The sequence below is a fragment of the Sinorhizobium garamanticum genome (genome assembly GCF_029892065.1).
Taxonomy (GTDB): Bacteria; Pseudomonadota; Alphaproteobacteria; order Rhizobiales; family Rhizobiaceae; genus Sinorhizobium; species Sinorhizobium garamanticum.
Genome location: NZ_CP120375.1, coordinates 69,463 through 94,096 on the forward strand (window position 1 = coordinate 69,463; position 24,634 = coordinate 94,096).

Below are 24,634 nucleotides of genomic sequence, written 5' to 3' on the forward strand. Positions count from 1 at the left end.
AGACAAGAAGATTCCGCCGCCGGTGGAAAGATGTCCTTCGCAGGACGACGGATGGGGTAAGTTCGCGTGGTTGTCTGTTGCGGTCGCTCATCGCGATCAGGTCGCCGATTAGATTGTTCCGCCCCATTCTTCTGGTCCCATCATGGGAGGGCCACACAGGCCGATCCCGGAGAGAAGCGCGATACTGCGAAGACATCAACCATAGGATACGGACAGTCAGAAGGTGCTTGACCTCACCACGCCGAATAGAGAAGACAACACCATCTTTTAGCCCAGAACGTGAACATCCCCGCAACAAGCCGTGCACAGGGCTCGAGAAGAACGGCTTCCTTCGACCCTGAGCAGCCAATTTTGGTTCAGGTAAGTTGGAAGCTTCGAGTCATAGCTTGACCAACTGCTTTCCGAAATTTTCTCCCTTTAACATCCGGACGAAAGCGTGGGGCACGGCTTCGATCCCCTCTGCGACATCCTCCCTCGTCTGGAGCAGTCCCTGTTTGTACCAGGAGAGCAGAGCGGCAATTGCCGTCTCATATTCGCGCTCGTGGTCGTCCAGCAGAAATCCCTCAATCCTAGCGCGGGTGATTAGCGTTCTCCTGAGATGCCTTAAACCGATGTCAGGCTGGTCAAACCGGTCAGCCAGGGCGATGGTGCCAACCACCACCACTCTGCCAAACGTGTTGAGGTTGAGCATCGCCGCGTCGTGGATTGGCCCAGCGGTATTGTCGACGAAGACATCCACCCCGCTGGGGCACGCAGTGGCGACATCCGCCACCAGATCAGCCGAGGTTCGGTGATTGACACCTGTCCGATATCCGAGTTCCTTGCACCATTCCAACTTCTCGTCCGAGCCTGCGACAGCGACTGGGTCGAACCCTTTTATCCGTGCGATCTGTCCCGCGATCTGTCCCACCGCTCCTGCGGCCGCAGAGATCAACACCGTCTCGCCTACCCTTGGTCTTCCGGTCTTGAGCAGGGCAAAGTAGGCGGTGAGACCCGGCATACCGAGATAGCTTAGCGCAGACTGCATCGGAGCGTCCGTAGTCGTTACTGGCTCCGCCGATGCGGCTGGAACGACGCTGAACGGCTGCCATCCAAAATGGTCGCTCATCACGATGTCGCCTGGTTTGAAGTCTGGAGACTCAGATATCATGACCTCGCCGATACCACCGCCGCGCATGAGGTCACCGAGCTTGAAACCAGCAGCATAGTTCTTCGCTGGGCTGATACGTCCTCGCATATAGGGGTCCACGGAGAGCCATAAGGTCTTTACCAAGAGCTCGCCGTCCGCGGCCTCGGGAATTGGGCGTTCTTCCAGAGCCCAGTTCTCCGCTGTCGGCATTGCCGAAGGGTAACTTTGAAGTAACCAGCTTGGGTTGGTAGCCATGACTTTCTCCTCAGAACCGATCATCGCCACATTGATGCATCAATCCACTTTTCGTGTTAATGGGCGCAAAGTGAGAAACATTGATTTGCCCTCTCGAAAGAATGGCAGATGGATGAGACCTGCGCATATCCGCTTCCTCGGGTGAGCCGCATTGTTGCTGAACTACAGGCTGATCTTGGTGTGCGTCTTTTCAATCGGACCACCAGGCAGCTCAACCTGACTGAGGCCGGCACAGAGTTTGTGCAGAAGAGCTCGGGCCTGTTGGAAGAACTCGACGTGATGCGGAGCGCGGTACGCGATCGCCACGAAACGCACCGTGGCCGACTGCGCGTCTCCTGCGTGACGGCCTTCGGCAACGAATGCTTGGCACCCGTCCTCCCTGAGTTTAAGCGGCGATACCCACAGCTTGACATATCGATGGACCTTGGCAATCGATTGGTCGCCTAATCGGGGAGCACTTCGACGTCGCCGTCCGGGTCGGACCGCTGAGCGATTCCTCTCTTCGCCTTCTATGCCCAGCGACGTTATGTCCTCAGAAGATCGGAGTGTTCATCGACTTTTTGACCGAGGTCTTCAGCCGCAAGGAAACGCTGTGAGCCACTCTGAGGTTCGCCTTTGGCTCTAAGCCTTTACGGCCGCTTTCAACCGATAGTGTTCTCTAATGGGTCAAGGGCGGCGGCTCGGTTATGAGCGTTGTCGACGCTTTCGGGTGCCTGGGTTCTCTGCGTGCTCGTGTGGCACTTGATGGGGTAAGCTGGGGTATGGAGCGGCTTGGTTGAAAGCGCAGTCGGCCGATCTGGCTGGACCGCATGCTACAGAATCGGCGCCGTCATCCATTCCCTGCCTGGGCGTCGCTCCGCTCGGGAGCTCGTTTCGGTCTCCTGTCTGGGCGATCGGCGGCTACGCGGCTTTGAACTCGGTGCCGTGCCGCAGCGTCGCATGCATGATGATGGCCCGCCGCGAGGCAAGCGCAATCCGGGCCTTTCGCATCGTCGACCTCTCGGCGAGCGCCAACGCCCAATCCTTCAATTTCAGCGGGCCCTTGTAGCGCGTCAGCATGACGTTTGCCGCCTCGTAAAGCAGAGTTCGCATCCGCCGGTCGCCGGGTTTTGAGATGCTGCCGGTATAATCGACCTCGCCCGATTGATAACGACGCGGCACCAGCCGAGATAGGCGCCGATGTCGCGAGACCGGCGGAAGCGCCCAGGATCATCGACGGCGGCCGTGAAGGCGAGTGCAGTGAGCTGGCCAACGCCGGGAATGGCATCAGCCGGCGGCATGCGCCTGAGACCCTGGCCATCTTCTTAATGTCTGCGTCGATCGCCGCGACAGCCGACAGCACCGTTCGGTGGCATCTTCGCAGTTGCAATTAATTTGATGGGGTGGAGCGGCCTCCCGACGGCGTCTAGCATCGCTGTTGTGAGAAACATGGGAAAGGAGCCACTCCATGAACGAGATTGTTACAATCGGACTCGACCTTGCCAAAAACATCTTCCAGGTTCACGGCATCGACGCATGCGGCAAGGTAGTCGTCCGTAAGCCATTGCGCCGCGGCGAGGTGATGAAATTCTTCGCGAGCCTTCATCCCTGCCTGATCGGCATCGAGGCGTGTGCGACGGCTCATCATTGGGGCCGTGAATTGAGCAAGCTCGGTCACACGGTTCGCCTGATGCCGCCAGCCTACGTGAAAGCCTATGTCAAGCGCGGCAAGACCGATGCGGCCGACGCCGAGGCGATCTGCGAGGCCGTGACACGGCCAACGATGCGCTTCGTCGCGGTCAAGAGCATGGAACAGCAGGGCGTGCTGATGCTGCACAAAACCCGCGACCTCTTGGTCCGCCAGCGCACCATGTTGATCAACGCCCTACGCGGACACCTCGCTGAATTCGGCATCATCGCCGCGCAAGGGACCGCCGGCGTGAAAGCGGCGATCGAAGCTTTTCATGCGCCGCAAGACAATCTGCCCACATTGGCGCGCAGGGCGCTGCATGGATTGATCACTCAAATGCGCGTCGTGGCGAGCGAAATCGAAAAGATCGAAGAGCAGATCTTGACCTGGCATCGGAACAGTGCGGCAAGCCGGCGGTTGGCTGTCATCCCCGGTATCGGGCCGATCACGGCGAGCGCCATCGTGGCGGCAATACCCGATGTGACGCTATTTTCCTCGGGCCGCTACTTCGCAGCGTGGCTTGGTCTAACGCCGCGCTCGCATAGCAGTGGCGGCAAGGAGAAACTTGTCGGCATAAGCAAACGCGGCGATAGCTATATTCGGCGCTTGCTGGTCATCGGAGCCACGGCGGTCATCCGTCGGGCGCGCCAGGACAATGCCAGCAAGAGTTGGACCGCCAAGCTCCTTACGCATAAGCCGGCTCGGCTGGTCTCGGTGGCACTGGCCAACAAGACGGCGCGCATCGCCTGGGCCCTGCTGGCACGCAATCAAACCTATGTCGCGGGTGCTGGCGCAGCATAACGGAATCTGCCGTTCGGCAATGCTGAGGAGCAAGCTGGACGGTAGGCAGCGAGGGTGATGAGATGTGATGGCAAACCGGTCGAACCGGGGATTGGATCAGTGCGAGATTCTCAAGGCGCATCGAGCGCGCTAATTTGATTGGAACCCGATCCGCGGACTTCATCAGGGCCTGCGGCCATATGCGCCGCCTCGCGAAGGCCGGACACATGGCTTGCACCCGACCAGAGCGGCATCACAGATTTTCTCTCTTGCAACAACCGGCCGCTCCACACATGAGAACCCCGCCCGTCGGATTCTCATCTTTAAATGCCACATCCGGCTGAAACAGCTGCATTCTCACATTTACGTGCCAAGCGACAACTTGTGATGTGTGGAGCGTATATGGACCCCGCCCGATTGCAACAGGTTGGCTGAATCCGGTTGATGGTCACAACTGCTGACGTATATCCGGCTTCTTCATGCGGCTCGATGTTCAGCGCCGCGAGCCTCGATGGGGTTTCGCCCGCTTCCACCTCAACGGCCCCCAGACATCGGCCCCCAGACATCGGCCGAAGCCGTGCCGGTCCACACACCAGGTTCGGGAAGCGACGGGGTGACCGTTTCGCCATCTCCTGCCATTTTGCTGCAATTGCCGGGGTGGGACCTCCTTCTCGCTCTCGACGGGACCGTCAGGCTGCCTTCACCGATAGGTCCGGTTGATAGGCGGCATTACCCGAGAGCATCGACCAGACGATCCTCGCATTCGTGTTGGCGAGCGCGACCGCCGCGACATTGGGGTGCCGCCGTTGCCGCAACTTGCCGAGCCAGAGGCTCCGCGGATCCTGTTTGCCGCCGGCGCGACCCAGAGCGGCGCGAGCGCCGTGGATCATCAGCGTGCGCAAATACCGGTCGCCGCGTTTGCTGATGCCGAACAGTCGGATCCGTCCTCCACTCGATCGCTGCTTCGGCACAAGGCCCAGCCAGGCCGCGAACTGGCGGCCGTTCTTGAAGCAGGTTCTGTCACCGACAGCTGCAATCAATGCCGTCGCCGTTATCGGCCCGATGCCTTCGATCTTGCCGAGGCGTTGGTGCGGCTCGCTGGTGCGGAAGATTTCCCGTATCCGGCGATCATAGGATGCAATTCGCCGATCCAGCTCTGCCAATTCCTCCCGCAGATCCCTCATGAGAGAACGCACCAGCTCGCTGAGGCCGTCATCGCAGCCTGCCATGATCTCGGCGAGGCCACGTCGCAACTGGGTGATGTCCCTCGGGATGACGATGCCGTGCTCGGCAAGAAGGCCGCGCACCTGGTTCACCAGCTTGACCCGATCCGATACCAGGCGACGGCGAACGCGATGGACGGCCTGCACGGCCAACTGTTCAACGGATTTCGGCGGCACGAAGCGCATGGACGGCCGGCCGGCCGCTTCACAGATGGCTTCTGCATCGTTGCGGTCGTTCTTGTTCGACTTGACGTATGGGGTCACGAACTGAGGGCTGATCAGCCGCACCTGATGGCCAAGCGCGGTGAGCACGCGAGCCCAATAATGCGCCCCGTTCGAAGCCTCCATGCCGACCAGACACGCCGGCAAATTGGCGAAGAAGCGGGCCACCGCATCGCGACGCAGCCTCTTTCGCACAACGACATTCCCGTGCTTGTCGACGCCGTGAACCTCGAAGACATACTTCGCCAAATCGAGACCTATCCGACCTGCATGACATCCTCCTTCATCGCAGTTGACGTTCGAGATTCCACCTCGCCGCGAGGGCGGGGTCCATACCATTGCCCCCACGAATGCAAGCAAAATCTTCTGTCGGCATAAACAATGTGGTCGGGTGCTGACGTGTGTCCGGCCTCTGATTGCGACGTTCAAAGGCCGCGGGCCTATATGGGAGTCTGCGGATCAGGTCCAACACGCTTACTCGCACTCGAAGTGCCGTCCGGTGGGCTGGTTTTCCTGACCCCGTCTCGATGACCGTTTGTCCATATCCTTCATTCGACCTGCTCACATTCGCGATGGCGGTCAGTGCAACCTTTCCGCCAAAGCTGAGCTCATGCTGCCGCCACCTCGTAGCGACCACCCTTGGCCATTAGAGCCCAGGCGACACGGGCTATTCGATTGGCGAGCGCGACCGTGATCAGCATCGGCGGCTTTCTGCCGATCATGCGTGATAGCCATGACCCTTCCGGAGCTCCATGTCGCGATGCCCATCGCACAACCGCCGACGCCCCAATGATGAGCAATCTTCGAAGGTCGCGCTGTCCCATCTTTGAGGTCTTGCCGAGCCGGGCTTTTCCTCCGGTCGAATGCTGGCGCGGCGTCAGTCCCATCCAGGCGGAGAAATCTCTGCCGCGCGTGAAGGTCTCTGCTGGCGGAGCAAGCGCCTCAAGAGCCGTCGCGATGACGGGGCCCACTCCAGGTATGGTCATCAATCGTTTGGCAACATCGTCCCGTCGCGCTCTGCGAGCAATCTCCTGATCCAGCTCTCGCACCTTGTCGACGAGTGAGCGCAACGTGGAGATCAACGCCAGGCATGGCGATCGTGCTTCTCCGGCAATGCGCCGCGTGGATCTTCGACGGCAGCAATCAGGGTGCCGACATGCGCGGGACGGCGCGACCAATCCGAACTCGGCCAGGTGACCGCGCAAGGCGTTGATGATCTGAGTCTTCTGCCGAACCAGCAAGTCACGAACTTTGAACACCGTCGCAGAGGCCTGCTTTGCGGCACTCTTAACGGCTACGAAACGCATCGCCGGACGAAGGGCCGCTTCGCAGATCGCCTCCGCGTCGGCAGCATCATTCTTCTGCCGTTTGACGAAAGGCTTCACATAGACCGGTGCGATTAATTTGACCTGGTGCCCAAGCTTCGCAATCTCACGACCCCAATGATGGCTGCCAGCGCAAGCTTCCATCGCAACCGTGCAAGGTTCGATGTTCGTCAGGAATTGCAGTAGTTTGCCACTCGACACCTTTCGGCGCGAAATCACCGTGCCGTCAGCTCCGGCTGCATGCACCTGGATCGTTCTCTTCGCCAAATCCAGGCCGATCATGCTAATCTTTTCCATGGACGCTTCCCTCTTTCATGGTTCCAACGCAACCATTCTGGCACATCGATGCCGTCGAGTGGGGGCGTCCACCCCATCGCTTACCCTAGACCTATGAAGTTGCGCTGGCGTTCGAGACCACCAAGCGCTCGGCAGCCTGCCGGAAGTCGTCGGGCAAAACTACCGGCTTCCTGAGCTTAAGATCGAACATGACGGTCACGATCTCCATTGTCGCATGGATTTCACCCGCCGCCCCGCTCATGACGTGTCGAAACGACAGTGACGAGCGGCCAACCTTCGTAACTGATGAAGTGACGTTGAGTAGTTGGCCCCACTTAGCTTCCTCTTTGAAATCCACGACATGGCGCACATCGGCCCAGCCAATCTCCGAGGTCGGTGACTGCTCGCAAGTTGGCGCAATCGCGCTCAGGAGGTGGCCGGATGCATCGTCGAATATCGCCGTGTAATATCGAACATTCATGTGGCCCATGGCATCGCATTGCCAAGGATGCACGACCGCTTTCATGGTATTGATCACCATATCGGTGTCCTCCTCATCTCATTTGCGGATCATTGTTGTTGAGCATGCATCGACGCCGCAGCGATCGAAGCCGACCTGAACGAAGACTCAGGCAAGGAGTCCGCCATCGACCGGGAGTGCGATGCCCGTGATGGAGCACGCCATATCCGAGCACAGAAAGAGCATTGTTGCAGCCACCTCGTCGGGATGCACGAAGCGCTTTGTAGGCATTTCGTTGAGGAAATGCTGCTTCACCGTTTCCTCTTCGGATAGCCCAAGTGCAGCCGCCTTCGCAGCGAACTGTGCCGCAGCCAATGGGGTGTATACCCAGCCGGGGCAAATGGCGTTGCAGGTAACACCGTGCTCCGCGCATTCCAAGGCGACGGTACGCGTCAGCCCGAAAATTCCATGTTTCGCGGCCACGTAAGCCGCTTTCCGCACCGCGCCCTCCAGGGCCGAGGTCGAAGCGGTGTTGATCACGCGGCCCCAACCATTTTTCTTCATACCGGGCAGTGCGGCCTTGGTGGCGTGGAACGCGGCGCCGAGGTTGACGGAGAGCAAACGATCCCACTGGTCCGCAGGGAAGTCTTCGATGTCGCTCACGAATTGAACGCCGGCATTGTTGATGAGAATGTCGATACCGCCGAACTGCGATATCGCAGCTTCGACGAGTTGCGCGCCTTGCCGGGCATTTGAACGATCGTGATCGAAGTGAACACTCGATTGCCCGCTGATGGTAGTTAGCTCGTCTACAAAACTTTTCAATTCAGCTGGTTCACCCAACCCGTGTATCGCCACGCGTGCACCAGATCGCGCGAACGCCCGTGCAATGTTCTGACCCATACCGATAGTCGACCCTGTCACGAGGACGGTACGTCCGGGCAACGATTTGAAAGCAGGGAAACTCATTTTCGCTCCGAGGTGTGCAGTAGCCTGATCGAAGCTAGCAAGGTTAAAACCTAAAAATTAGCACTTTTCCGTTATAAATACATCTAGGCTTCGAATGAGTGGAAGGTGGTCGTGGACGTACTTTGCTACGGACATTCACGGCTGCTGCGACGCTCGGAAGTTCTCTGAGGCGGCTCTACGCCGCCTAAAGATTGATGATAGGGCGCTGGCCACCAACCGGCTTGCGGGCAGTGGTCGCATAGCTGTTCAACTCGACAGAATCCGATGTTCGGGATTGCGTGCGATGAGCGCGTAGATCACCGTGAACAGGCGACGCGCCGTGTCCTTGGTCGATACGGACCTTTATCGAGAGACGCTCTCTCAACAGCTCGGCCGCTTCGTTGTGGATGCCACGTCGGCCCATGTCGATCGCCTCCAAGCGCTCTGGCCGTGGCCGGCACATCGCATCGTAATAGCTCTCGCAGATACGGGTGTAGTCCTTGAGCAGCCGCCGGCATGGCGTCAGCGAGACATAATGGCTGACGACATGCACGCCATTGTTGTCGGTAGCGTGCAGTGCCCGATCTTGAGACGATAGGGGCCCGCCGTCATGCCCTATCGGCGTGAAGCTGTTAGACTCAAGAAGATCGATGATCGCGAGCGCCTGTTCACGCTCCACGCGCGCGTCCCGGGTCTTAAATGCGCAGTCGAGTGCGACAGTGACTTCCTTGTAGAGATCGTTTCGGCGAGACGGGCCCCCGTCTCCGGATCACGAACATGGATATGGACGACTGCAGCACCTGCCTTGGCGAGCTTCGATAGAGGCGTCTGCAATTTCATTCGGCGAACGTGGCACATGTCGGGACTTCGATGCGGTGTCACCAGCACCGGTTACAGCGCAAGTAATAAAAACTCGCGGTTCATGTTCCGGGGCATTGCTCTTCTCCTTGTATGGTCGTGGGGTGTCGTCAGCCCAATGCACCGCATTGCCGAGCACCAAACTCGTCAGACGTTGTCGGTTTGTTAGAATTCAGTAGCGTTGGTTTGGCCGGTCCGCTACCTCGCGAACTTGTTCCGCGATGGCTGATTTCGACACACGGCGCTGCTTTAGCGGAAACGCGATGTTCTGTCCGACCGTCATATGGGGGAACAAGGCATAGTCCTGGAACATCAGGTTGCGGCGGTAAGGTGGGACTTTCGTCAGGTTCCTGCCCGTCGATCTCGATCGTTCCGGACGACGGCGTTTGGAGGCCCGCTATCATCATCAAGGTTGTCGTCTTCCCGGAACCAGAGGGTCCGAGAAGGGTCAAGAATTCGGACTCCCGGACCTCAAGGTCGATTGGCCCCACGACGCGAAGCGACCGGTAGCTCTTCTCGATGCCGGAAAGGACGATTTGGACCCTGCCGACGTCCTTGGGCGTCAGACATCCGACCGTTGCACCAGCCGTGTGGTCCGGCACATCGAGGATGACTTGCGAATGACGCACCTTCTCCGCGCCAAGTTCCTTCGCTCCCACGATCTCGCTCCCAGTTTCTGTTGTTTTTTTGGCGTTTGCCGCCCTCTGCCTTCAAAGGTTACGGCAATCGGAATCGAGGTCAATCATTCGGAAAATATTTTCCTGACGTGAGACCACTGCTCGCCAAGAGTTCAAAGACCGAGCCTCGCGTCGCGTCGATGGTCATTTCCAGGACCGGGGAGATGATCGACCTAAAGCGAACGGATCAACCCTCACCCTTGCACAAACGACGTAGCCGGATATCGGAATGGCGGCGTGCCCTTTGCGAACAAGTCTGCCAACTCAGACTGCGACTGCCTACAAGTGACCCACGAGGCGTGCACAGGCTTTGCTCGCGCATGGAGGAATTGCAGGACGTAAAGACAGCTTTGTGCTCTTCGTCTACCACGCAACTGGGCATCTCGTCCTGTGACGCAACGGCAGCTCGACGGCGGTTGCCAATTGCCATGGGGCGTAGCTTTGTTTCTCACAGACGATTGTTAGGAGGCGATCCGCGTGGGTACTTTTCCCCTCGTTGTGAGGCATTGGTAATCTAAGATTCTTTTCGGAAGAGTGTTCCAAGTTTGTTGGTTGGGGAACGCAACTCCATGGCCAGGTCGTTCATCAGGGCGCTTTCGACAGGTCTCTCATCGGCCCCTGGCCTTTTGTGACGCCGCCGGGGAGCACCAGAACAGCCCCCGTTGATTGTCTTGATCATCGTGCCAGTCCGAGCTACGCAGCGACGCCTCATCCGCACCCGCTATCTCGCCGCAGTACAAAGAAATTATCAATAGCTGCGTCGCCGCCAGTTAAGCCGTCCGACGTCTCAAGCGAGTAGCCGGCCGACCTGATGGTGCGGATGATGGGCGTGGCCGGTCTAAGTGTCTTCCTGAGACGGCAAATATGCACGTCAACGGTGCGTTCACCGATATGGATATTCTCCGGCCAGGCCGCGCCGATCAGCTCGTCTCGGCTAAAGACCTTGCCGGGGTTTTTAAGAAAATGCCGCAGAAGGTTGAACTCGATCGGTCCGAGATGAATCTCATCGCCATTGTGGCGAACCCGCTGCGCATCGAGCCTCATCTCAAGGTCGCCACAGCAGAGTGATCTGCCGTTTTCAATGCCGTTAAATTCCGGCTGCACCGGCGCCAGCTTCGCTCGCAGGTAGTCGAGCAGTTTGGCTGGCGCCATCGGACGCACAAAGCTCTCGTCGATGCCGGCCTTCCAGAGATGAAAGTGGTGGCTTTCGGCCCCGGGGGCGATCAGCGCAACGACAAGCTTGGGCCTGTTTTGACCTTCCCGCTTGAGCCGGGCACAGATGCTTGAACCTGCCGCGCTCGCCGGCTGACAGTCCAGCACCACGGCCTGCAGCTCCCGCTCGTCGGCCAATGCAAGCGCCTCCTCCACGCCGCCGGCCAGAGCAACCGCGAAGCCGTCTACCGCTAAGATGTGGCTGAAGACTAAATAGAACTCAACGTCTTGCGAATAGATCAGGACCCGTGGCTTCATCAGCGCTACCTGCTCCAAATTACAAATTGCCCTTCGTCGGTGAGTTAGCTGTGGAGCCTCAACAGGTTGTTCCCGGTCAGACCGAGTCGGCTGATGGGTGATTTTGAGCCGATACTGCCATGCGGTCTATGCCAATTGTAGCGGTGAAGCCATCGCGGCAGTTCGGCGGTGCGTTCGTCTGAGGTGTTGTAGGCGCGAGCATAGGCCCATTCGCGCAAGCTTGTCTGAATGAAGCGCTCGGCTTTCCCGTTGGTCCTGGGAGTATAGGGCCTGGTGAAGATCTGGCGCAGGCCGAGACGCTTGCAGGCTGCCCGGAAAGTCTTTGACCGGTAGCAGGAACCGTTGTCGGTCATCACGCGCTGCACTTTGACGCCGAGACTGGCGTAATAAGCAACGGCGGCCGCAAGGAAGGCGACAGCGCTGTTCTTGCGCTGGTCGGGCATAACTTGGACGAAAGCGACGCGCGAGGCATCGTCGATGCAGACATGGACGCACTCCCAGCCGATGCCGGTGTGACGGTTGACCATGCCAGTTTGTCGTCCGGTAATGCGGTGTCCGACAGAGCCGATCCGGCCGAGCTTCTTGATATCAAGATGGATGAGTTCGCCGGGATGCTCCCGTTCATAGCGGCGCACGGGCTCCGGCTCCAACGCGCTCAGCTTATTCAAGCCCAACCGGCGCAGAATACGGCTCACCGTCGCTGGCGAGACGCCGGCCTCAGCGGCGATCTGTTTGCCCGTCCAGCGCTGGCGGCGCAGCCGTTCGATCGTTTCGATTATCGCCGCAGGCGTCGGCCGGCGCAGTCGATGGGGCCGGGAGGAGCGATCATGCAATCCTGTCAATCCTTCGCGACGATATCGGTCTATCCACTTCCGAATGGTCCGCAGGCAGACGCCTGCGGCTTTGGCCACGGCCTCCGGCGTCTGCCCGCTCTCGACCTGCCTGACAATTCGCTCTCGAGCGCGCGGCGTCAGCCGCGCATTCTTGTGGATGTTCATCCGGTCCTCCGAGAATCACTGAAGCTTCGACAACCTCAGCTTTCCCGGTCTGGGCCGGATGGACAACCTACTGAAAGCTCACAGCTAGGCACCCGTCTCCCCAGGGCCTGACTGAATTCCTTCGTCGAACCGCGTCCATCACGCCCGCGCCATGTCGGATAGCTTTAACGGCTGCGGGCGCTGCAACCGCGGAAACTGAAGACTGCGGGGCGAACCTCCATAGAGTCTCGAACCCGAACCTGTGCACGTCGTGCAGGCTGAGACAGTGCAACTGGCCGGCCCGAGCGCGCAGCAGCCGCACGGGGCACCTGACGAGGGAGTGGCAAGGGCTGCCTGGTCGGGTCGGGGGAGCGGCGGGGACAGCGGCGGCATTCGACATTTTTGGCATTTTTCCTTGTCTTATTCTTCATCCTCGAGGATGGCTTCTTCCCGGCGGCGCCTGTCTCGACCACCCTGCCGAGGCAGGCGCCGGCGCGTCTTAGTCGCAATACGAATGCGGATCGGCAGTCCCCGCCGCGTCGCATCGAAGAGTTTCAAAACGCGCGCCAAAGTGGCTGATCGCGTTGAAATAATATTTTGCGATTGCGCTTCAGATATTTAGCTAGATGCAACGTAAGAGATTGGCTTAACAAGGTTTGTCGCGGGTGTGACAAAGATGGCCAGTAGATGTAAAATGGTGCTTTAATCTGCTAGCTATCGGCAATGCCCACCCTGGATCAGCCGATGCACGTATAGACCGGGCAGATGGATCTGGTGGAGGCTGCCGACAGGCACGGTCTCCTCGACTTCCCCCACACAGATCTTGCCGCAGGTAGCGGCCGGCGGGTTGCATTGCGTGCGGTCTTGCGGAAGGCGAGATTGCCCGAAGTGTCAGCGTTCCAGGCTTTGACGATCCAAAGATCCGCGACAATCGGTTTCGAGCACATAGGTCTCGCCATTGAAAGTCTTCACTTCTTGCCCTCGGCAACGGTGGTCTTGGTGTAGAGCCGGCAATACCGGCCCCCCTGCCCCCTTCCGCTCGGCAAGCGTCCCCTGCGGATTGAACTCCAGCTCCAGTCCCCCGCTCAAGTACTGGCGCATGAATTCGGCATTCTCGCCAACATTCAAGTCTTCGAAACCCGGACGCCAGGCAAACTGGCCCACGGGCGCAGATTTCGCGCAAGTGCCGAACCGTCTCGATGGTTGCTTCGCGATTGATGCCCTAAAACGCGCAGTCGGGTACAATCGGCAAAGCATCAAGACTGCCAGAAACCCCTCTACGCCTGCGGCCGCTTTTTCGGGATGGACCCGAAATAGCGGGCCTTGGAAGCCGATTTCCCGGCAATTTTCCGCGACGAAATCAGCCGACCGGCCACCCAGGATGGGGACGGATTTGGGCGACATAAGTCGTGTCAGATCTTTTCGCAATTTGACCTTCCAATTGCCGGTGCCGCTAGACGCGGCCCGGCTTCTCCCCGATCGAGCGTCCCCGCTGCTTCAGGCATCGGCAGAGAGGAATGTGCCTCAAGAAGCGGCGTAAGCTTTTCGATGATGCTGGGCGGCGGCGGGACTGCCCGTTTTTCCTTCAGTGAGACATGAAGCATCACGCTCTCGTAGGTGGACAAGAGCGTGTCGTCGGACGCTCTGACCAACAACAGGAAGCTATGAATCCTTTTACCGTCGGATGGGAGCAGTTGAGCCGTGACATACAAGGCATCGCCCAGCTTTGCCTCAGCAAGGAGCCGGACATGACTTTCGACGGTGTAATAGCTATGGCCACCCTTGATGTAGTCGATGTCGGCTCCGCATTGATGGAGCAATACCTCGGTAGCGTCAGCGAAGCACTGGGTGTACCGGTATTCCGTCATGTGGCCGTTGTAATCGATCCAGGCAGCTGATACTTTCACGTCAAGAAGTCGCAAAGGCTAGCTGCGTGAAATGCCGTCGGCTTTCGGAGCGATCTTCCAAAGGTGGGCTTCGAAGTCAGCCAAAAGTTTTCCGGCACCCCAGCCGCGCCCCTCATCTCCTACTTTCAGTGCCTGCAAAATTCCGACCAGGTTCTGGTCGCGGATTCGCTCGAGGTCTCGAATACCGCGCTGCCCGGACTGGGCGTCGGACTGGCTCGCGATCTTCTCGATGAGCTCAGCGTCGAGATCAACGACATTCGTTAGTTTGGTCCACGGCCACGCGAGGCAGGGACCATACTTGGAAAGGAAGTCGCGCATGCCAGCCTCACCACCAGCAAGGCGGTAGGTCTCGAACAGGCCCATTTGCGCCCAGCGCAGGCCGAACGAGTATCGAATGACGTTGTCTAGTGTTTCGGTGTCGCAGATGTCATCCTTGATCAACCAAAGGGCTTCACGCCACAAAGCCTCCATGAGCCGGTTGGCCACGAAAGCATCAATCTCTTTGTTGATTATCAACCCGGTCATGCCGATGGTGGTCAACCGAGCTTTGGCATCGTCAAGCGCTGCCCGCTTCGTTTGGTTACCGCCAACGAGCTCAACAAGCGGCAGCAAGTAGACTGGGTTGAACGGGTGTGCGACGAACATCCGCTCCGGATGCTTCATGTCTTTCTGAAGATCAGTCGCCATGAGCCCAGAGGTCGAAGATCCGATCAACGCTTCTGGATCGGCGGCGAGATCGATCTGGGTGATCACACTGCGCTTGAGGTCCAGTCGCTCAGGTACGCTTTCCTGGATCCAGTCGGCGCCCTTAACAGCCTCCTCAAGAGAGGAGCAAAAGTTCAATGCTCCCCTCTTAGGAAGCGGCGCGTTTGTCAGAAGCGTATAGGCGTATTCCGCATTTGCTATTACCTCGCCAACGAGGCGTTTAGCCTCGGGGTGGCGATCGTAAACATTGACGTCGATGCCGGCCAAAATGAAGCGGGCGATCCATCCGCCACCGATGACACCGCCGCCAATGCTGGCCGCCTTTGTAATTTGAGCCATTGAAGTTTCTCTTTCTCAGTTAGATGTGTGATCATTCCGGACATTCACTTCAGCAGGTCGCGAGGCCCTGCCGAAGTGAGGTTTGATGCCCATTACCGCTTCGTAAGCTTGAGTTTACGGCGAACTTCCTCCGGACCGATGATCCTGGCACCCATGTTTTCGACGATGTTGGCAGCCCGCTCGACCAACTCGGTGTTGGTCGCAAATTCGCCCTTTCCAACGTAGAGATTATCTTCAAGGCCGACACGCACATTGCCGCCAGCCAGGACAGCGGCCGCGGGGTATGCCAACGCATCACGGCCGATAGCGAACGCGGAAAAGGTCCAGTTCGACGGAATCGTGTTTACCATTGCCATGAAGGTGCTGAGGTCGTTCGGCGCGCCCCACGGGATGCCCATGCAAAGCTGAACGAGGACGGGATTTTCAATGAGGCCTTCCTCAACAAACTGCTTGGCAAACCACAAGTGTCCGGTATCGAAAACTTCGATTTCGGGGCGAACGCCGAAGTCGGTCATCATTTTCGCCATCGCGCGAAGCGTCGCTGGCGGATTCGCCATCACAGAGTCGCCGAAGTTGAAGTTCATTGTTCCGTTGTCAAGCGTGCAAATTTCGGGAGCGCATTCAAGAACGTGCGCAAACCTTTCCGAAGCCCCAACGACGTCACAGTTCGGCCCGACTGGGAACGGCTGCTCCACACTACCGAAGATGAGATCGCCGCCCATCCCTGCGGTAATATTCAAAACAATGTCGGTGTCTGCCTGGCGGATACGATCATCGCAGAGACGATACTCGGCGCCCGTCATGGCACTGCCCTTCCCTCACAATGCTTCGACACACATCGCGATGCCCATGCCGCCGCCGATACAGAGGGTAGTAAGACCTTTTCTGGCCGAGCGGCGCTTCATCTCGTAGAGCAGCGTGTTGAGCACGCGGGCGCCGGAGGCGCCGATCGGATGGCCGATGGCAATCGCGCCACCATTGACGTTGACGATGGACGGATCCCAGCCAAGGTCCTTGTTGACCGCGCAGGCCTGGGCAGCGAAGGCTTCATTCGCTTCCACGATATCGAGATCGCCAATTTTCCAGCCGGCTTTCTCCAGCGCATTGCGCGAGGCCGGGATCGGACCCGTGCCCATGATCTTCGGATCGACACCAGCGGTTGCCCAGGAGACAATGCGGGCGAGCGGTGCGATGCCGCGGCGTGCCGCTTCCTGCTCCGTCATCAACAGCGTGGCGGCTGCACCGTCGTTAATGCCGGAGGCGTTGCCAGCCGTGACCGTGCCCTCCTTGTCGAAGGCGGGCCGAAGCTTGGTCATGCTGTCGAGCGTGGCGCCGTGGCGGATATATTCGTCCTGATCGACGACGACATCACCCTTGCGGGTCTTGACGATGAAGGGAATGATCTCGTCGGCAAAGCGGCCGGCCTTCTGCGCCGCTTCCGCCTTGTTCTGCGAGGCGAGGGCGAACTGGTCCTGCTCTTCGCGGGTCAGCTGAAACTGGCGGGCAATGTTCTCTGCGGTGATGCCCATGTGATAACCGTGGAAGGCGTCGGTCAGGCCATCCTTGATCATCGTGTCGATCATCTTCATGTCGCCCATCTTAGTGCCGCTGCGTAAGTGCGCGCAGTGCGGCGCCATGGACATGCTCTCCTGGCCGCCAGCGACGATGATCTTCGCATCGCCGGTGACAATCTGCTGCATGCCGAGTGACACTGCACGCAGGCCCGAGCCGCAGAGCTGGTTCATTCCCCAGGCGGTCCTTTCCTGCGGAATGCCGGCCTGCATCGCCGCCTGACGCGCCGGGTTCTGGCCCTCGCCCGCCTGCAGGACCTGGCCGAGGATCACCTCGTCCACTTCTCCCGCCTCGACGCCCGCCCGTTCGAGCACCGCCTTGATAGCTGTTGCGCCCAAATCGTGCGCGGGCGTATTTGCGAACGCGCCGTTGAAGGATCCGACGGGGGTGCGCGCGGCGCTGGCGATGACGATCGATGGGATGCTCAAGGTAATCTCCTCTATTGTCCTGCGAAGCCGGCAGACTACCGGCTCCAGTTTTTCGGAAAAGACGGCCGGGCTTAGTTGACGATTGTCGCCTCGGTGGCGCTGCGGATCTCGGCGTCGGTGACGCCTTCGGCAAGTTCGACCAGCTTCAGGCCGCCATCGACGACATCGAGAACGCCAAGGTTGGTGATGATCCGGTCGACTACGCTTTTGCCGGTCAGCGGCAGCGTGCAGGCCTTCAGCACCTTGGATTCGCCCGCCTTATTGGTGTGGTCCATGACGACGACCACACGCTTGACGCCGGCGACCAGGTCCATGGCGCCGCCCATGCCCTTGACCAGCTTGCCGGGGATCATCCAGTTGGCGAGGTCACCGTTCTCGGCCACTTCCATGGCGCCGAGGATGGCCATGGCGATCTTGCCGCCGCGGATCATCGCGAAGCTTTGCGCCGAGTCGAAGAAGGCCGAATGCGGCAGTGCCGTCACCGTCTGCTTGCCAGCATTGATCAGGTCGGCGTCAATATTGTCTTCGGTTGGGAAGGGGCCGATGCCGAGCAGACCGTTCTCCGACTGCAGCGTCACATGCACGCCCTCGGGAATGTAGTTGGCCACAAGCGTCGGAATGCCGATGCCGAGATTGACGTAAGTGCCGTCTTGAAGTTCGCGGGCAGCCCGCGCTGCCATCTGGTTTCTGTCCCACGCCATGCCTCCCTCCTCCCGCTCCCTTAAGCCGCCGCGCGCGTCGTGCGCTGTTCGATGCGTTTCTCGTGCTGACCTTGGATCAGGCGATGCACATAGATCCCCGGCACGTGGATGTAATCAGGATCGAGGCTGCCGGCCGGCACGATCTCCTCGACCTCTGCCACGCAAATCTTGCCGCAGGTGGCGGCCGGCGGATTGAAGTTGCGGGCCGTCTTGCGGAAGACGAGGTTGCCTGTCGTATCTGCCTTCCAGGCCTTGACGATCGAAAGGTCAGCGACGATGCCGGTCTCGAGCACATAGGTCTCGCCATTTAAAGTCTTCACCTCCTTACCCTCGGCAACCACCGTGCCGGCGCCAGTCTTGGTGTAGAAGCCGGCGATCCCCGCGCCCCCTGCCCGCATGCGTTCGGCGAGCGTCCCCTGCGGGTTGAACTCGAGCTCCAGTTCGCCGCTCAGATACTGCCGCATGAACTCGGCATTCTCGCCGACATAGGACGAGATCATCTTCCGGATCTGTTTCGTCTTCAAAAGCACGCCAAGCCCGAAATCGTCGACGCCGCAATTGTTCGAGGCAATCGTCAGGTCCTTTGTACCCGCCTCACGGATAGCATCGATCAAGAGTTCCGGAATGCCGCAGAGGCCGAAGCCACCAGCCGCGATAAACATCCCGTCGTACAGTAGCCCGTCGAGAGCTAAAGCAGGGCTGCTGAATACCTTTTGCATGTCATCACTCCAATCTAGTTTCTCATCAGGCACGCTCATCGCCGGACGCGTGGCAAACGCAATCCATCCGGACCGGCTCGCAGAACACGCCGCGATGGCTTGACGCTAGTTCGGCGAGGACTTCCCTATTGGCGACTTACATAGCTGCTCGTTTTCTGATCGCAGCGAGCCCTATATCGATAATGCCGACCATGATCAGGTAGAAAACAGCGGCGGCGACATAGGGGGAGATATTGTCAGAGAAAATCCTCCCGTAAGTTCTCGCGTTGTTCAAAACGTCGGAGACGGCAATTGCACTTGCGAGCGAAGTGGCTTTGAGGGTGAATACCAGCTCGTTCCCAATCGTCATGACCGAGTTGCGGAATGCAATCGGAAGCACCACGCGCTGAAGAGCCGTCCCTTCACTCATTCCCACAGCCATACATGCCTCGACTTGGCCTCGTGTTACTGACTTGATCCCGCCTCGGATGACTTCTGCCAGATATGCTGCGTTGTTCAGGCTAAACCCAAGGACGGCGATTGCGAACGAATACCTGAAGAATACCTCCCAAAGTGGCCCGTGTCGGATGAAGTCGACTTTCGGCAAGCCGTAATATAAGAAGTAGAGCAGTGTCAGAAGCGGGATTGCCCGAAACGAGAACGTGAATGCTTCGCCAGCCCATTTCAACACGAGCTTATCGCTGTTGACGAGTACCGCCACACCGGTGCCTAAGGCCAGTCCGAAGATCATGGAAAGCATCGTGAGCGCGATGGTCACTGGTATCCCGCGCGAGACCGCGAGCCAGAGTTCAGAATGTAAAAGAAGATCAAACATCACAGTTGCTTCGCAGTCTCGAGCCGACGTTGGAAGATGGTCAGAATCGCAGCGATTGCCAAGTAAATAGCCGCCGCGTAACCAAAGGCAGCTAGCGGATCCTGGGTCGCACCCACAACGATCTGCGCCCGACGAGTTAGTTCGGTTACACCGATAGCAGAAGCGATTGCCGTTAACTTGATCACCACCAACAGCAAACTTCCGAGACTAGGGGCAGCCAAACGGAGCATCAGTGGAATCGCGATCCGAGTATTGATGAGATGTCCCGGCATTCCCACAGCGTGCGCCGCTTCTAGTAAGCCGCGGGGAACCGCTCGATACGCGTCCGAGAAGATTTGACAGGCGTAAGAGCCAATCTGTACTCCGAAGGCAAGTAGCGCTGCAGCGAATGGGCTCAGATCTGGGATGCCGACCGAACGAGTGAACGCAATCGAACCGTAGTACGTGAGTAGGATAGTCAGCAATTCCGGGAGAGCGCGGAATACGCTGATGTAGATAGATATAAGAAGCTTGACGAGCGCCGATGAGTGGTCACGGATGAGTGCCAGCATCAATCCGATCGCGGCTGCCGCTATGAACGAAGAAGCTCCCAAAGCAACAGATGGGATAATCCCTTGGGTCAAATATGGTAGATAGTCTGCCGTAGTGTTCACGAGGAGCTACCTTCGTCACGTGCTTGATGTCTCAGCTAATCCCGGTTGAGCCGTGCTCGCGCTTCTCCGCTATAAGTTCGAGGGCCTTACGAAGCGCAATGACGCCTGCGTTTCTACGATCGAGAAGAGGAGTTTGGCCATTCGATCCGATTTTCTGCTGTACTTCCCTTGCATAGGCCGCAATCAACGGTTCATCTATATCGAACTCTGAGTCCGCGACGAAGCCGCCTTTGATTTCGTCTACCAACCCTTTGACGAAACCCTCATACATGTCCGGACGTTGTGTCCCCAGATAAAACACACTCGAAGGGCCCATCACGGCCCACCTAATCGCTGGCCCAGTTGCGATCGCCCGGTCTATTGTGTCCAAATCAGCCACGCCCTGCGAATAAATATAGAATATTTCCTTGAGAACTGCCGCCTGGATACGGTTCCCAATGTAACCTTCGATCTCGCGCTTAAGTTCGACAACTTCGCATCCGGTTGAATTGTAGAAGGCTGCCGCAGTGTTCGCTGCGTTTGACGCTTCCTCACCTCCCGCGATCTCGACCAAGGGTATAAGGTATGGTGGATTGAACGGGTGACCGATGATAATCCGCTCTGGGCCCTTAGCCATCGATCTCAAGTCTTTTGCTAGGAAGCCCGCTGAGCTCGATGCGATAATCGCATCACGCGGTGCAATGTCGGTCATTTTCTGGAAGAGGTCTTTCTTCTGGTTAAGGACCTCCGGCGAGCTCTCTTGGATAAACTTGGCACCGCTAAGCGCATCCTCCAAGTTCGTAGTGAATCTTACCCGTTCTAAGCCTGCGTCCGGTGATAGCCCTAGCTGCTCCAACGCAGGCATGGCCCTCATCAGATAACCGTCAAGCCACTCCTTTCGCTCGGCTACCGGGTCGTAAACTATGACGTCCAGCCCTGCTCTCATGAAGTGCGCGGCCCATCCAGCTCCGATATTTCCAGCGCCTATACAAACAACGCTCTTAAAGCAATGTTCTGAAAGCTGCGTACCCATGTCGACCTCAATTTGAGTTATGCTGTACGATTAGTTTCCGAGAATGTTTTTGCCGAAGTACTTTTGAGAAATCTGATCGTGCTTCCCGCTCTTAACGATCGTGTCGAGAGCAGTTTTGAGCCTCTCAGCCAATTTTTCGTCGCCTTTGCGCAGGATGAAGCCTTGACCCTGACCGAAGTAATCCGGGTTGCGAACACTTTCGCCAGACATTTTATATTGGCCAGGTTGCTTCTTCACATACGCGTAAAAAAGCTGGTTCTCGTCGCCGAATACAGCATCAACTCGACCTGTACCGAGCTCTAGAATGGCCTCGTTGATCTGGTCATACAGCTGGATCGTCGCAAATTTTGCGAATTTGTCGTTGGCATAGCGGATCGTCGGAGCCGCGCCTTTTTCAAGGCCGATGGTTTTGCCTTTTAGAGATGCCTCACTACCATCGATCTTAGAATTAGCTGGGACTATCAGACGGAAAGTTGGCCGAATATATGGCCCTACCATGGTGAACTTTTCCATGCGCTCCTTTGTCATTGAGTAGGTGTTGATCAACACGTCGATCTTCCCTGACTGCAGTGCCGGGATAGATCCGTCGTATGGGATCGCTTGGATATCGCAAGTAACGTCGATGGCCTCGCACAACGCGCTCGAAACCTCGTAGTCAAAGCCAGTCAGTTTCCCGTCAGGCGTTTGGAACGAGAATGGTTCGTAGAGCGGATCCATGCCGACCTTCAGCGTATCCTTGGCGCTCGCAACCTGTGTTGCCATCGCAAGGCTTGCCGCCATTCCGACCAGTATCAGAAGCTTTTGGATTTTCATAAGCCGTTCCTCTCAAGTTGTTATGTAGACTGATTGATATTAGTGCCGCATTCGTGCCAGGAACATTTTAAGGTCCTCTGACTTCGGAGATTCGATGAGACTGCGAGGGGGGCCTTCTTCTTCCACGAGACCCTTCCGCAGGAATATCATTTTGCTCGAGACGTCACGCGCAAACCCGATCTCATGCGTGACGATCAACATTGTTCTCCCTTCTTTTGCGAGATCAGTCATGACCGCAAGAACCTCACCGACTAACTCGGGGTCTAGCGCCGATGTCGGCTCGTCGAAAAGGAGGACGTCCGGGTTCATCGCGAGAGCGCGTGCAATCGCAACTCGCTGCTGCTGTCCGCCGGAAAGTTGCGACGGCCGGTAGTCCGCGCGTTCCAACAGGCCGACGCGGGCTAGCAGGTCCAGCGCGCGAGCCCGTGCGGCCTTAGGGGGCTCCTTCAGGACCCGAACCGGACCTTCCATCACATTCTCTGCTGCCGTCATGTGAGGCCAGAGGTTGAAGGATTGGAAGACCATCCCTACCTCGCGCCGCAGACGGCGCAGCTTATGCTTGCTGGCGCTGGAACGACTTAGGGCGTCGGATGCTTGAAAAGTCTCGCCCCGAATGAGCACTGACCCGCTCGTTGGAACTTCAAGAAAGTTCAGACACCGGAGGAAGGTGGATTTTCCTGATCCTGAAGCACCGATCAAGCTGATGACATCGCCACGTCGCGCCTCGAGGGAGATCCCTCGTAAGACATGAACATCCGCGAACCTCTTTTCGATCTTGTCCGCTCGGAGGACAGCCTCCTGTTCGGAGCTCTGCTTTCCGTTATTGATCTGCAATTGGTTCATCGGCTTTCCTTAAGCGCCGCCCGAGTTTAGCTTCAGCATGCGATGCCGTCGTATATCTTTCACATTAGCACCCATCATTTACCCGGGAAGAAAGTTTATTGAATGGATGAATTCAATTTCCGAATGAATACTAGAAGTCCACAGCAGCGCTCTGAGTCAGACCCGAGCGCCGCAATCCCAGGCGCCTCGACCTAGTGGGCGCGATCAAGTCCGAGTTTCTGCCTGGTATCCGCAGCATTCATCACGCTGCCGCCCATGCCACGAATGAGACCGACTGCGCGCTCCACAAGCGTGTCATTGTCAGCGAAGACTCCCTTTTCCAGGTAAAGGTTATCTTCAAGGCCCACGCGAACGTTGCCGCCTTGGCCCGCAGCAAGCGAAACGAAGCGCAACTCATCCCGCCCGATCGCAAAAGCGCTCCAGACAGAACCAGTCGGAGCCAGCTGCTTGAATGCATCAAGAATGAACGGCTCGGCGGGCGCTCCTCCTGGGATCCCGAGGCAGAATTGGATGAGGGGCGCACCGTCTAGGAGACCTTCCGCAGACATTTTCTGTACAAACGCCAAGTGGCCCAACTCGAACACTTCCAATTCCGGCTTGATCCCGAGTGACCGAATGTGCTGTGCCATTGGTCGCAGGTAAGTCGCAGGGGCGAGATAGACGAGATCGCCGTCGCCGAAATTCATGGAGCCACAATCGAGAGTGCAGATTTCGGGCTTGAGCCGTGGATCGCGGCAGAGTCGATCCAAATGTTGAAGCCGCCCTCGCGGGCCGAGGAGATCCGTTCCTGCCCCGGCCGGCTGGGTTTCTGGTGTATCAGTTAATATCAAATCGCCAGCCATTCCGCAGCTGACGTTGATGATTACGTCCGTGTCGCTGTCCCGTATCAGCGAGACAATCTCGGTAAACAGTTCCGGATCCCTGCTCTGTTGGCCGGTCTTCGGATCACGAGCGTGGAGGTGGACGATGGCAGCCCCTGCTTTCGCAGCTGAGATGGCAGCATCGGCAATCTCTTTGGGAGTGACAGGTATCCTTGGATGACGCGAAACGGTGTCTGCGCCGCCAGTTACCGCGCAAGTGATGAAAGTACCCATTTTGAATCCTCAATTGATCAGAGGCGGCTCTGCTAATGAGCCCCAGAAGGTGAGACGACAGACCTCTACCTACACTCGCTCACCACCGCCCCTCAAACGGTGCTGTCCATGAACCGAACTATGGCCCGCAGGTCGCATACATACAAATTAACGCTTCTTATTTGTTCATTTACAAAATGCATAAATGGTATTTGTGTGAAATAGGGCGCTCCAGAAAAAATATGCTGCCGGACCCGACGGTTACGGCGGCAGAAATAGCCCTTGGGGCGGGGAGGAAATGCGGACTCTGGGCGGTTCGCGGTTGATCTTTGTCTCTTTAACTCTCCTCACGGCGTTGACTCAGCTGCTCCTCTGATCCCATCCAGCAACGCAGTGGTTTGACGCGTCTGAACGTAGAACATCACGCTCACCACCTCCACCGTGGCATGCACGTTCCCCATGAGATAACACATTTTGATGTTTGAAAGTGAGCACCGTCCTGCCCACTTTGCCGGCGCTCGATTCGTCAGCAGACCGCCTGATTTGACCTCCTCCTTGAACTCGACAACCATGCCGGACATCCGCCCAACCAAGGTGATCCGCCGCGAGTTGATCGACGCCTGCCCCAAACAGCCAAGGAAGCGCAAAGACGCGTCATCGAATAAACCGGTATAAAACCGGACATTCACCCATCCAGGAACCGCGAACCGCTTTCAGCGTTTCAATGTTCGTGGCTCCCAAAAACTTGAAGTTTCAGATCTACGTCGCAAGCGTTTCCAGCGGTCG

The 24,634-nt window shown here is 58.0% G+C and carries 20 protein-coding genes and 6 pseudogenes; 2 read left to right on the top strand and 24 right to left on the bottom strand.

What is annotated here, in order from left to right; genetic code table 11:
- Nucleotides 1-379: 379 nt before the first annotated feature.
- Nucleotides 380-1,384 (bottom strand): NADP-dependent oxidoreductase, encoded by a 1,005-nt coding sequence (locus PZN02_RS29530; RefSeq protein ID WP_280663585.1) that lies wholly within the window; start codon nucleotides 1,382-1,384, stop codon nucleotides 380-382.
- A gap of 108 nt (nucleotides 1,385-1,492) precedes the next feature.
- Here PZN02_RS29530 and PZN02_RS29535 point away from each other — a divergent pair, with 108 nt between their 5' ends.
- Nucleotides 1,493-1,831, top strand: a complete 339-nt coding sequence (locus PZN02_RS29535) for a LysR family transcriptional regulator (RefSeq protein WP_280663586.1) — start codon at nucleotides 1,493-1,495, stop codon at nucleotides 1,829-1,831.
- A gap of 453 nt (nucleotides 1,832-2,284) precedes the next feature.
- On the opposite strand, the pseudogene PZN02_RS29540 reads toward PZN02_RS29535, so the two are convergent.
- Nucleotides 2,285-2,726: pseudogene (locus PZN02_RS29540) on the bottom strand (transposase); the annotation flags it as partial.
- A gap of 105 nt (nucleotides 2,727-2,831) precedes the next feature.
- Here PZN02_RS29540 and PZN02_RS29545 point away from each other — a divergent pair.
- Nucleotides 2,832-3,854 carry an IS110 family RNA-guided transposase gene (locus PZN02_RS29545; RefSeq protein ID WP_280663587.1) on the top strand — a complete coding sequence of 341 codons (1,023 nt, stop codon included), beginning with the start codon at nucleotides 2,832-2,834 and terminating at the stop codon, nucleotides 3,852-3,854.
- A 668-nt stretch (nucleotides 3,855-4,522) separates the two neighbouring features.
- Here PZN02_RS29545 and PZN02_RS29550 read toward each other — a convergent pair.
- The 22 genes and pseudogenes from PZN02_RS29550 to PZN02_RS29655 all read right to left on the bottom strand — a co-directional run bounded on the left by PZN02_RS29550 (nucleotide 4,523) and on the right by PZN02_RS29655 (nucleotide 24,537).
- On the bottom strand, nucleotides 4,523-5,584 hold the full coding sequence (locus PZN02_RS29550; RefSeq protein ID WP_280663763.1) for an IS110 family RNA-guided transposase: 1,062 nt from the start codon (nucleotides 5,582-5,584) through the stop codon (nucleotides 4,523-4,525).
- Nucleotides 5,585-5,886: 302 nt separating this feature from the next.
- The gene (locus PZN02_RS29555; RefSeq protein WP_280663588.1) at nucleotides 5,887-6,900 is read right to left on the bottom strand and encodes an IS110 family RNA-guided transposase; all 1,014 of its coding nucleotides are present in this window, start codon (nucleotides 6,898-6,900) and stop codon (nucleotides 5,887-5,889) included.
- Between the two features lie 91 nt (nucleotides 6,901-6,991).
- On the bottom strand, nucleotides 6,992-7,420 hold the full coding sequence (locus PZN02_RS29560) for an acyl-CoA thioesterase (protein ID WP_280663589.1): 429 nt from the start codon (nucleotides 7,418-7,420) through the stop codon (nucleotides 6,992-6,994).
- A gap of 87 nt (nucleotides 7,421-7,507) precedes the next feature.
- On the bottom strand, nucleotides 7,508-8,308 hold the full coding sequence (locus PZN02_RS29565; RefSeq protein ID WP_280663590.1) for a 3-hydroxybutyrate dehydrogenase: 801 nt from the start codon (nucleotides 8,306-8,308) through the stop codon (nucleotides 7,508-7,510).
- Between the two features lie 246 nt (nucleotides 8,309-8,554).
- Nucleotides 8,555-9,005, bottom strand: a pseudogene (locus PZN02_RS29570) (UPF0262 family protein); the annotation flags it as partial.
- Nucleotides 9,006-9,223 (bottom strand): annotated as a pseudogene (locus tag PZN02_RS29575) (3-keto-5-aminohexanoate cleavage protein); the annotation flags it as partial.
- A gap of 32 nt (nucleotides 9,224-9,255) precedes the next feature.
- Nucleotides 9,256-9,804, bottom strand: a complete 549-nt coding sequence (locus PZN02_RS29580; RefSeq protein WP_342394746.1) for an ATP-binding cassette domain-containing protein — start codon at nucleotides 9,802-9,804, stop codon at nucleotides 9,256-9,258.
- Nucleotides 9,805-10,530: 726 nt separating this feature from the next.
- Nucleotides 10,531-11,292, bottom strand: coding sequence for a response regulator transcription factor (locus tag PZN02_RS29585; RefSeq protein WP_280663591.1), 762 nt, complete (start codon nucleotides 11,290-11,292; stop codon nucleotides 10,531-10,533).
- Nucleotides 11,293-11,336: 44 nt separating this feature from the next.
- The gene (locus tag PZN02_RS29590; protein ID WP_280663592.1) at nucleotides 11,337-12,290 is read right to left on the bottom strand and encodes an IS481 family transposase; all 954 of its coding nucleotides are present in this window, start codon (nucleotides 12,288-12,290) and stop codon (nucleotides 11,337-11,339) included.
- A gap of 693 nt (nucleotides 12,291-12,983) precedes the next feature.
- Nucleotides 12,984-13,391, bottom strand: a pseudogene (locus PZN02_RS29595) (CoA transferase subunit A); the annotation flags it as partial.
- Between the two features lie 290 nt (nucleotides 13,392-13,681).
- Nucleotides 13,682-15,220: pseudogene (locus tag PZN02_RS29600) on the bottom strand (carnitine 3-dehydrogenase).
- Nucleotides 15,221-15,312: 92 nt separating this feature from the next.
- Nucleotides 15,313-16,008 (bottom strand): annotated as a pseudogene (bcoG, locus tag PZN02_RS29605) (3-dehydrocarnitine:acetyl-CoA trimethylamine transferase BcoG); the annotation flags it as partial.
- Nucleotides 16,009-16,038: 30 nt separating this feature from the next.
- On the bottom strand, nucleotides 16,039-17,220 hold the full coding sequence (locus tag PZN02_RS29610) for an acetyl-CoA C-acetyltransferase (RefSeq protein WP_280663594.1): 1,182 nt from the start codon (nucleotides 17,218-17,220) through the stop codon (nucleotides 16,039-16,041).
- 71 nt (nucleotides 17,221-17,291) lie between these two features.
- Entirely contained in the window at nucleotides 17,292-17,921 is a 630-nt protein-coding gene (locus tag PZN02_RS29615) for a 3-oxoacid CoA-transferase subunit B (RefSeq protein WP_280663595.1), read from the bottom strand.
- 20 nt (nucleotides 17,922-17,941) lie between these two features.
- Entirely contained in the window at nucleotides 17,942-18,640 is a 699-nt protein-coding gene (locus PZN02_RS29620; RefSeq protein WP_280663596.1) for a CoA transferase subunit A, read from the bottom strand.
- Between the two features lie 136 nt (nucleotides 18,641-18,776).
- Nucleotides 18,777-19,454 (bottom strand): ABC transporter permease subunit, encoded by a 678-nt coding sequence (locus tag PZN02_RS29625; RefSeq protein WP_280663597.1) that lies wholly within the window; start codon nucleotides 19,452-19,454, stop codon nucleotides 18,777-18,779.
- Nucleotides 19,454-20,107 carry an ABC transporter permease subunit gene (locus PZN02_RS29630; RefSeq protein ID WP_280663598.1) on the bottom strand — a complete coding sequence of 218 codons (654 nt, stop codon included), beginning with the start codon at nucleotides 20,105-20,107 and terminating at the stop codon, nucleotides 19,454-19,456. Before PZN02_RS29630 ends, PZN02_RS29625 begins: the two co-directional genes overlap by 1 nt.
- A 31-nt stretch (nucleotides 20,108-20,138) precedes the next feature.
- Nucleotides 20,139-21,119: a 3-hydroxyacyl-CoA dehydrogenase NAD-binding domain-containing protein gene (locus PZN02_RS29635; RefSeq protein WP_280663599.1), complete on the bottom strand. Its 981-nt coding sequence runs from the start codon at nucleotides 21,117-21,119 to the stop codon at nucleotides 20,139-20,141.
- A 30-nt stretch (nucleotides 21,120-21,149) separates the two neighbouring features.
- On the bottom strand, nucleotides 21,150-21,932 hold the full coding sequence (locus PZN02_RS29640; protein ID WP_280663600.1) for a transporter substrate-binding domain-containing protein: 783 nt from the start codon (nucleotides 21,930-21,932) through the stop codon (nucleotides 21,150-21,152).
- A 39-nt stretch (nucleotides 21,933-21,971) separates the two neighbouring features.
- Nucleotides 21,972-22,775 (bottom strand): amino acid ABC transporter ATP-binding protein, encoded by an 804-nt coding sequence (locus tag PZN02_RS29645; RefSeq protein ID WP_280663601.1) that lies wholly within the window; start codon nucleotides 22,773-22,775, stop codon nucleotides 21,972-21,974.
- Between the two features lie 191 nt (nucleotides 22,776-22,966).
- Nucleotides 22,967-23,869 (bottom strand): beta-keto acid cleavage family enzyme, encoded by a 903-nt coding sequence (locus PZN02_RS29650; protein WP_280663603.1) that lies wholly within the window; start codon nucleotides 23,867-23,869, stop codon nucleotides 22,967-22,969.
- A gap of 326 nt (nucleotides 23,870-24,195) precedes the next feature.
- The gene (locus PZN02_RS29655; RefSeq protein ID WP_280663604.1) at nucleotides 24,196-24,537 is read right to left on the bottom strand and encodes a hotdog family protein; all 342 of its coding nucleotides are present in this window, start codon (nucleotides 24,535-24,537) and stop codon (nucleotides 24,196-24,198) included.
- Nucleotides 24,538-24,634: the final 97 nt, after the last annotated feature.

Bases quoted from the DNA above. Each gene is read 5' to 3' on its own strand.
- PZN02_RS29615 (WP_280663595.1), bottom strand. From the start codon at position 17,921: ATGGCGTGGGACAGAAACCAGATGGCAGCGCGGGCTGCCCGCGAACTT.
- PZN02_RS29620 (WP_280663596.1), bottom strand. From the start codon at position 18,640: ATGCAAAAGGTATTCAGCAGCCCTGCTTTAGCTCTCGACGGGCTACTG.
- PZN02_RS29530 (WP_280663585.1), bottom strand. From the start codon at position 1,384: ATGGCTACCAACCCAAGCTGGTTACTTCAAAGTTACCCTTCGGCAATG.
- PZN02_RS29645 (WP_280663601.1), bottom strand. From the start codon at position 22,775: ATGAACCAATTGCAGATCAATAACGGAAAGCAGAGCTCCGAACAGGAG.
- PZN02_RS29640 (WP_280663600.1), bottom strand. From the start codon at position 21,932: ATGAAAATCCAAAAGCTTCTGATACTGGTCGGAATGGCGGCAAGCCTT.
- PZN02_RS29565 (WP_280663590.1), bottom strand. From the start codon at position 8,308: ATGAGTTTCCCTGCTTTCAAATCGTTGCCCGGACGTACCGTCCTCGTG.
- PZN02_RS29650 (WP_280663603.1), bottom strand. From the start codon at position 23,869: ATGGGTACTTTCATCACTTGCGCGGTAACTGGCGGCGCAGACACCGTT.
- PZN02_RS29635 (WP_280663599.1), bottom strand. From the start codon at position 21,119: ATGGGTACGCAGCTTTCAGAACATTGCTTTAAGAGCGTTGTTTGTATA.
- PZN02_RS29555 (WP_280663588.1), bottom strand. From the start codon at position 6,900: ATGGAAAAGATTAGCATGATCGGCCTGGATTTGGCGAAGAGAACGATC.
- PZN02_RS29625 (WP_280663597.1), bottom strand. From the start codon at position 19,454: ATGTTTGATCTTCTTTTACATTCTGAACTCTGGCTCGCGGTCTCGCGC.
- PZN02_RS29585 (WP_280663591.1), bottom strand. From the start codon at position 11,292: ATGAAGCCACGGGTCCTGATCTATTCGCAAGACGTTGAGTTCTATTTA.
- PZN02_RS29560 (WP_280663589.1), bottom strand. From the start codon at position 7,420: ATGGTGATCAATACCATGAAAGCGGTCGTGCATCCTTGGCAATGCGAT.
- PZN02_RS29590 (WP_280663592.1), bottom strand. From the start codon at position 12,290: ATGAACATCCACAAGAATGCGCGGCTGACGCCGCGCGCTCGAGAGCGA.
- PZN02_RS29535 (WP_280663586.1), top strand. From the start codon at position 1,493: ATGGATGAGACCTGCGCATATCCGCTTCCTCGGGTGAGCCGCATTGTT.
- PZN02_RS29545 (WP_280663587.1), top strand. From the start codon at position 2,832: ATGAACGAGATTGTTACAATCGGACTCGACCTTGCCAAAAACATCTTC.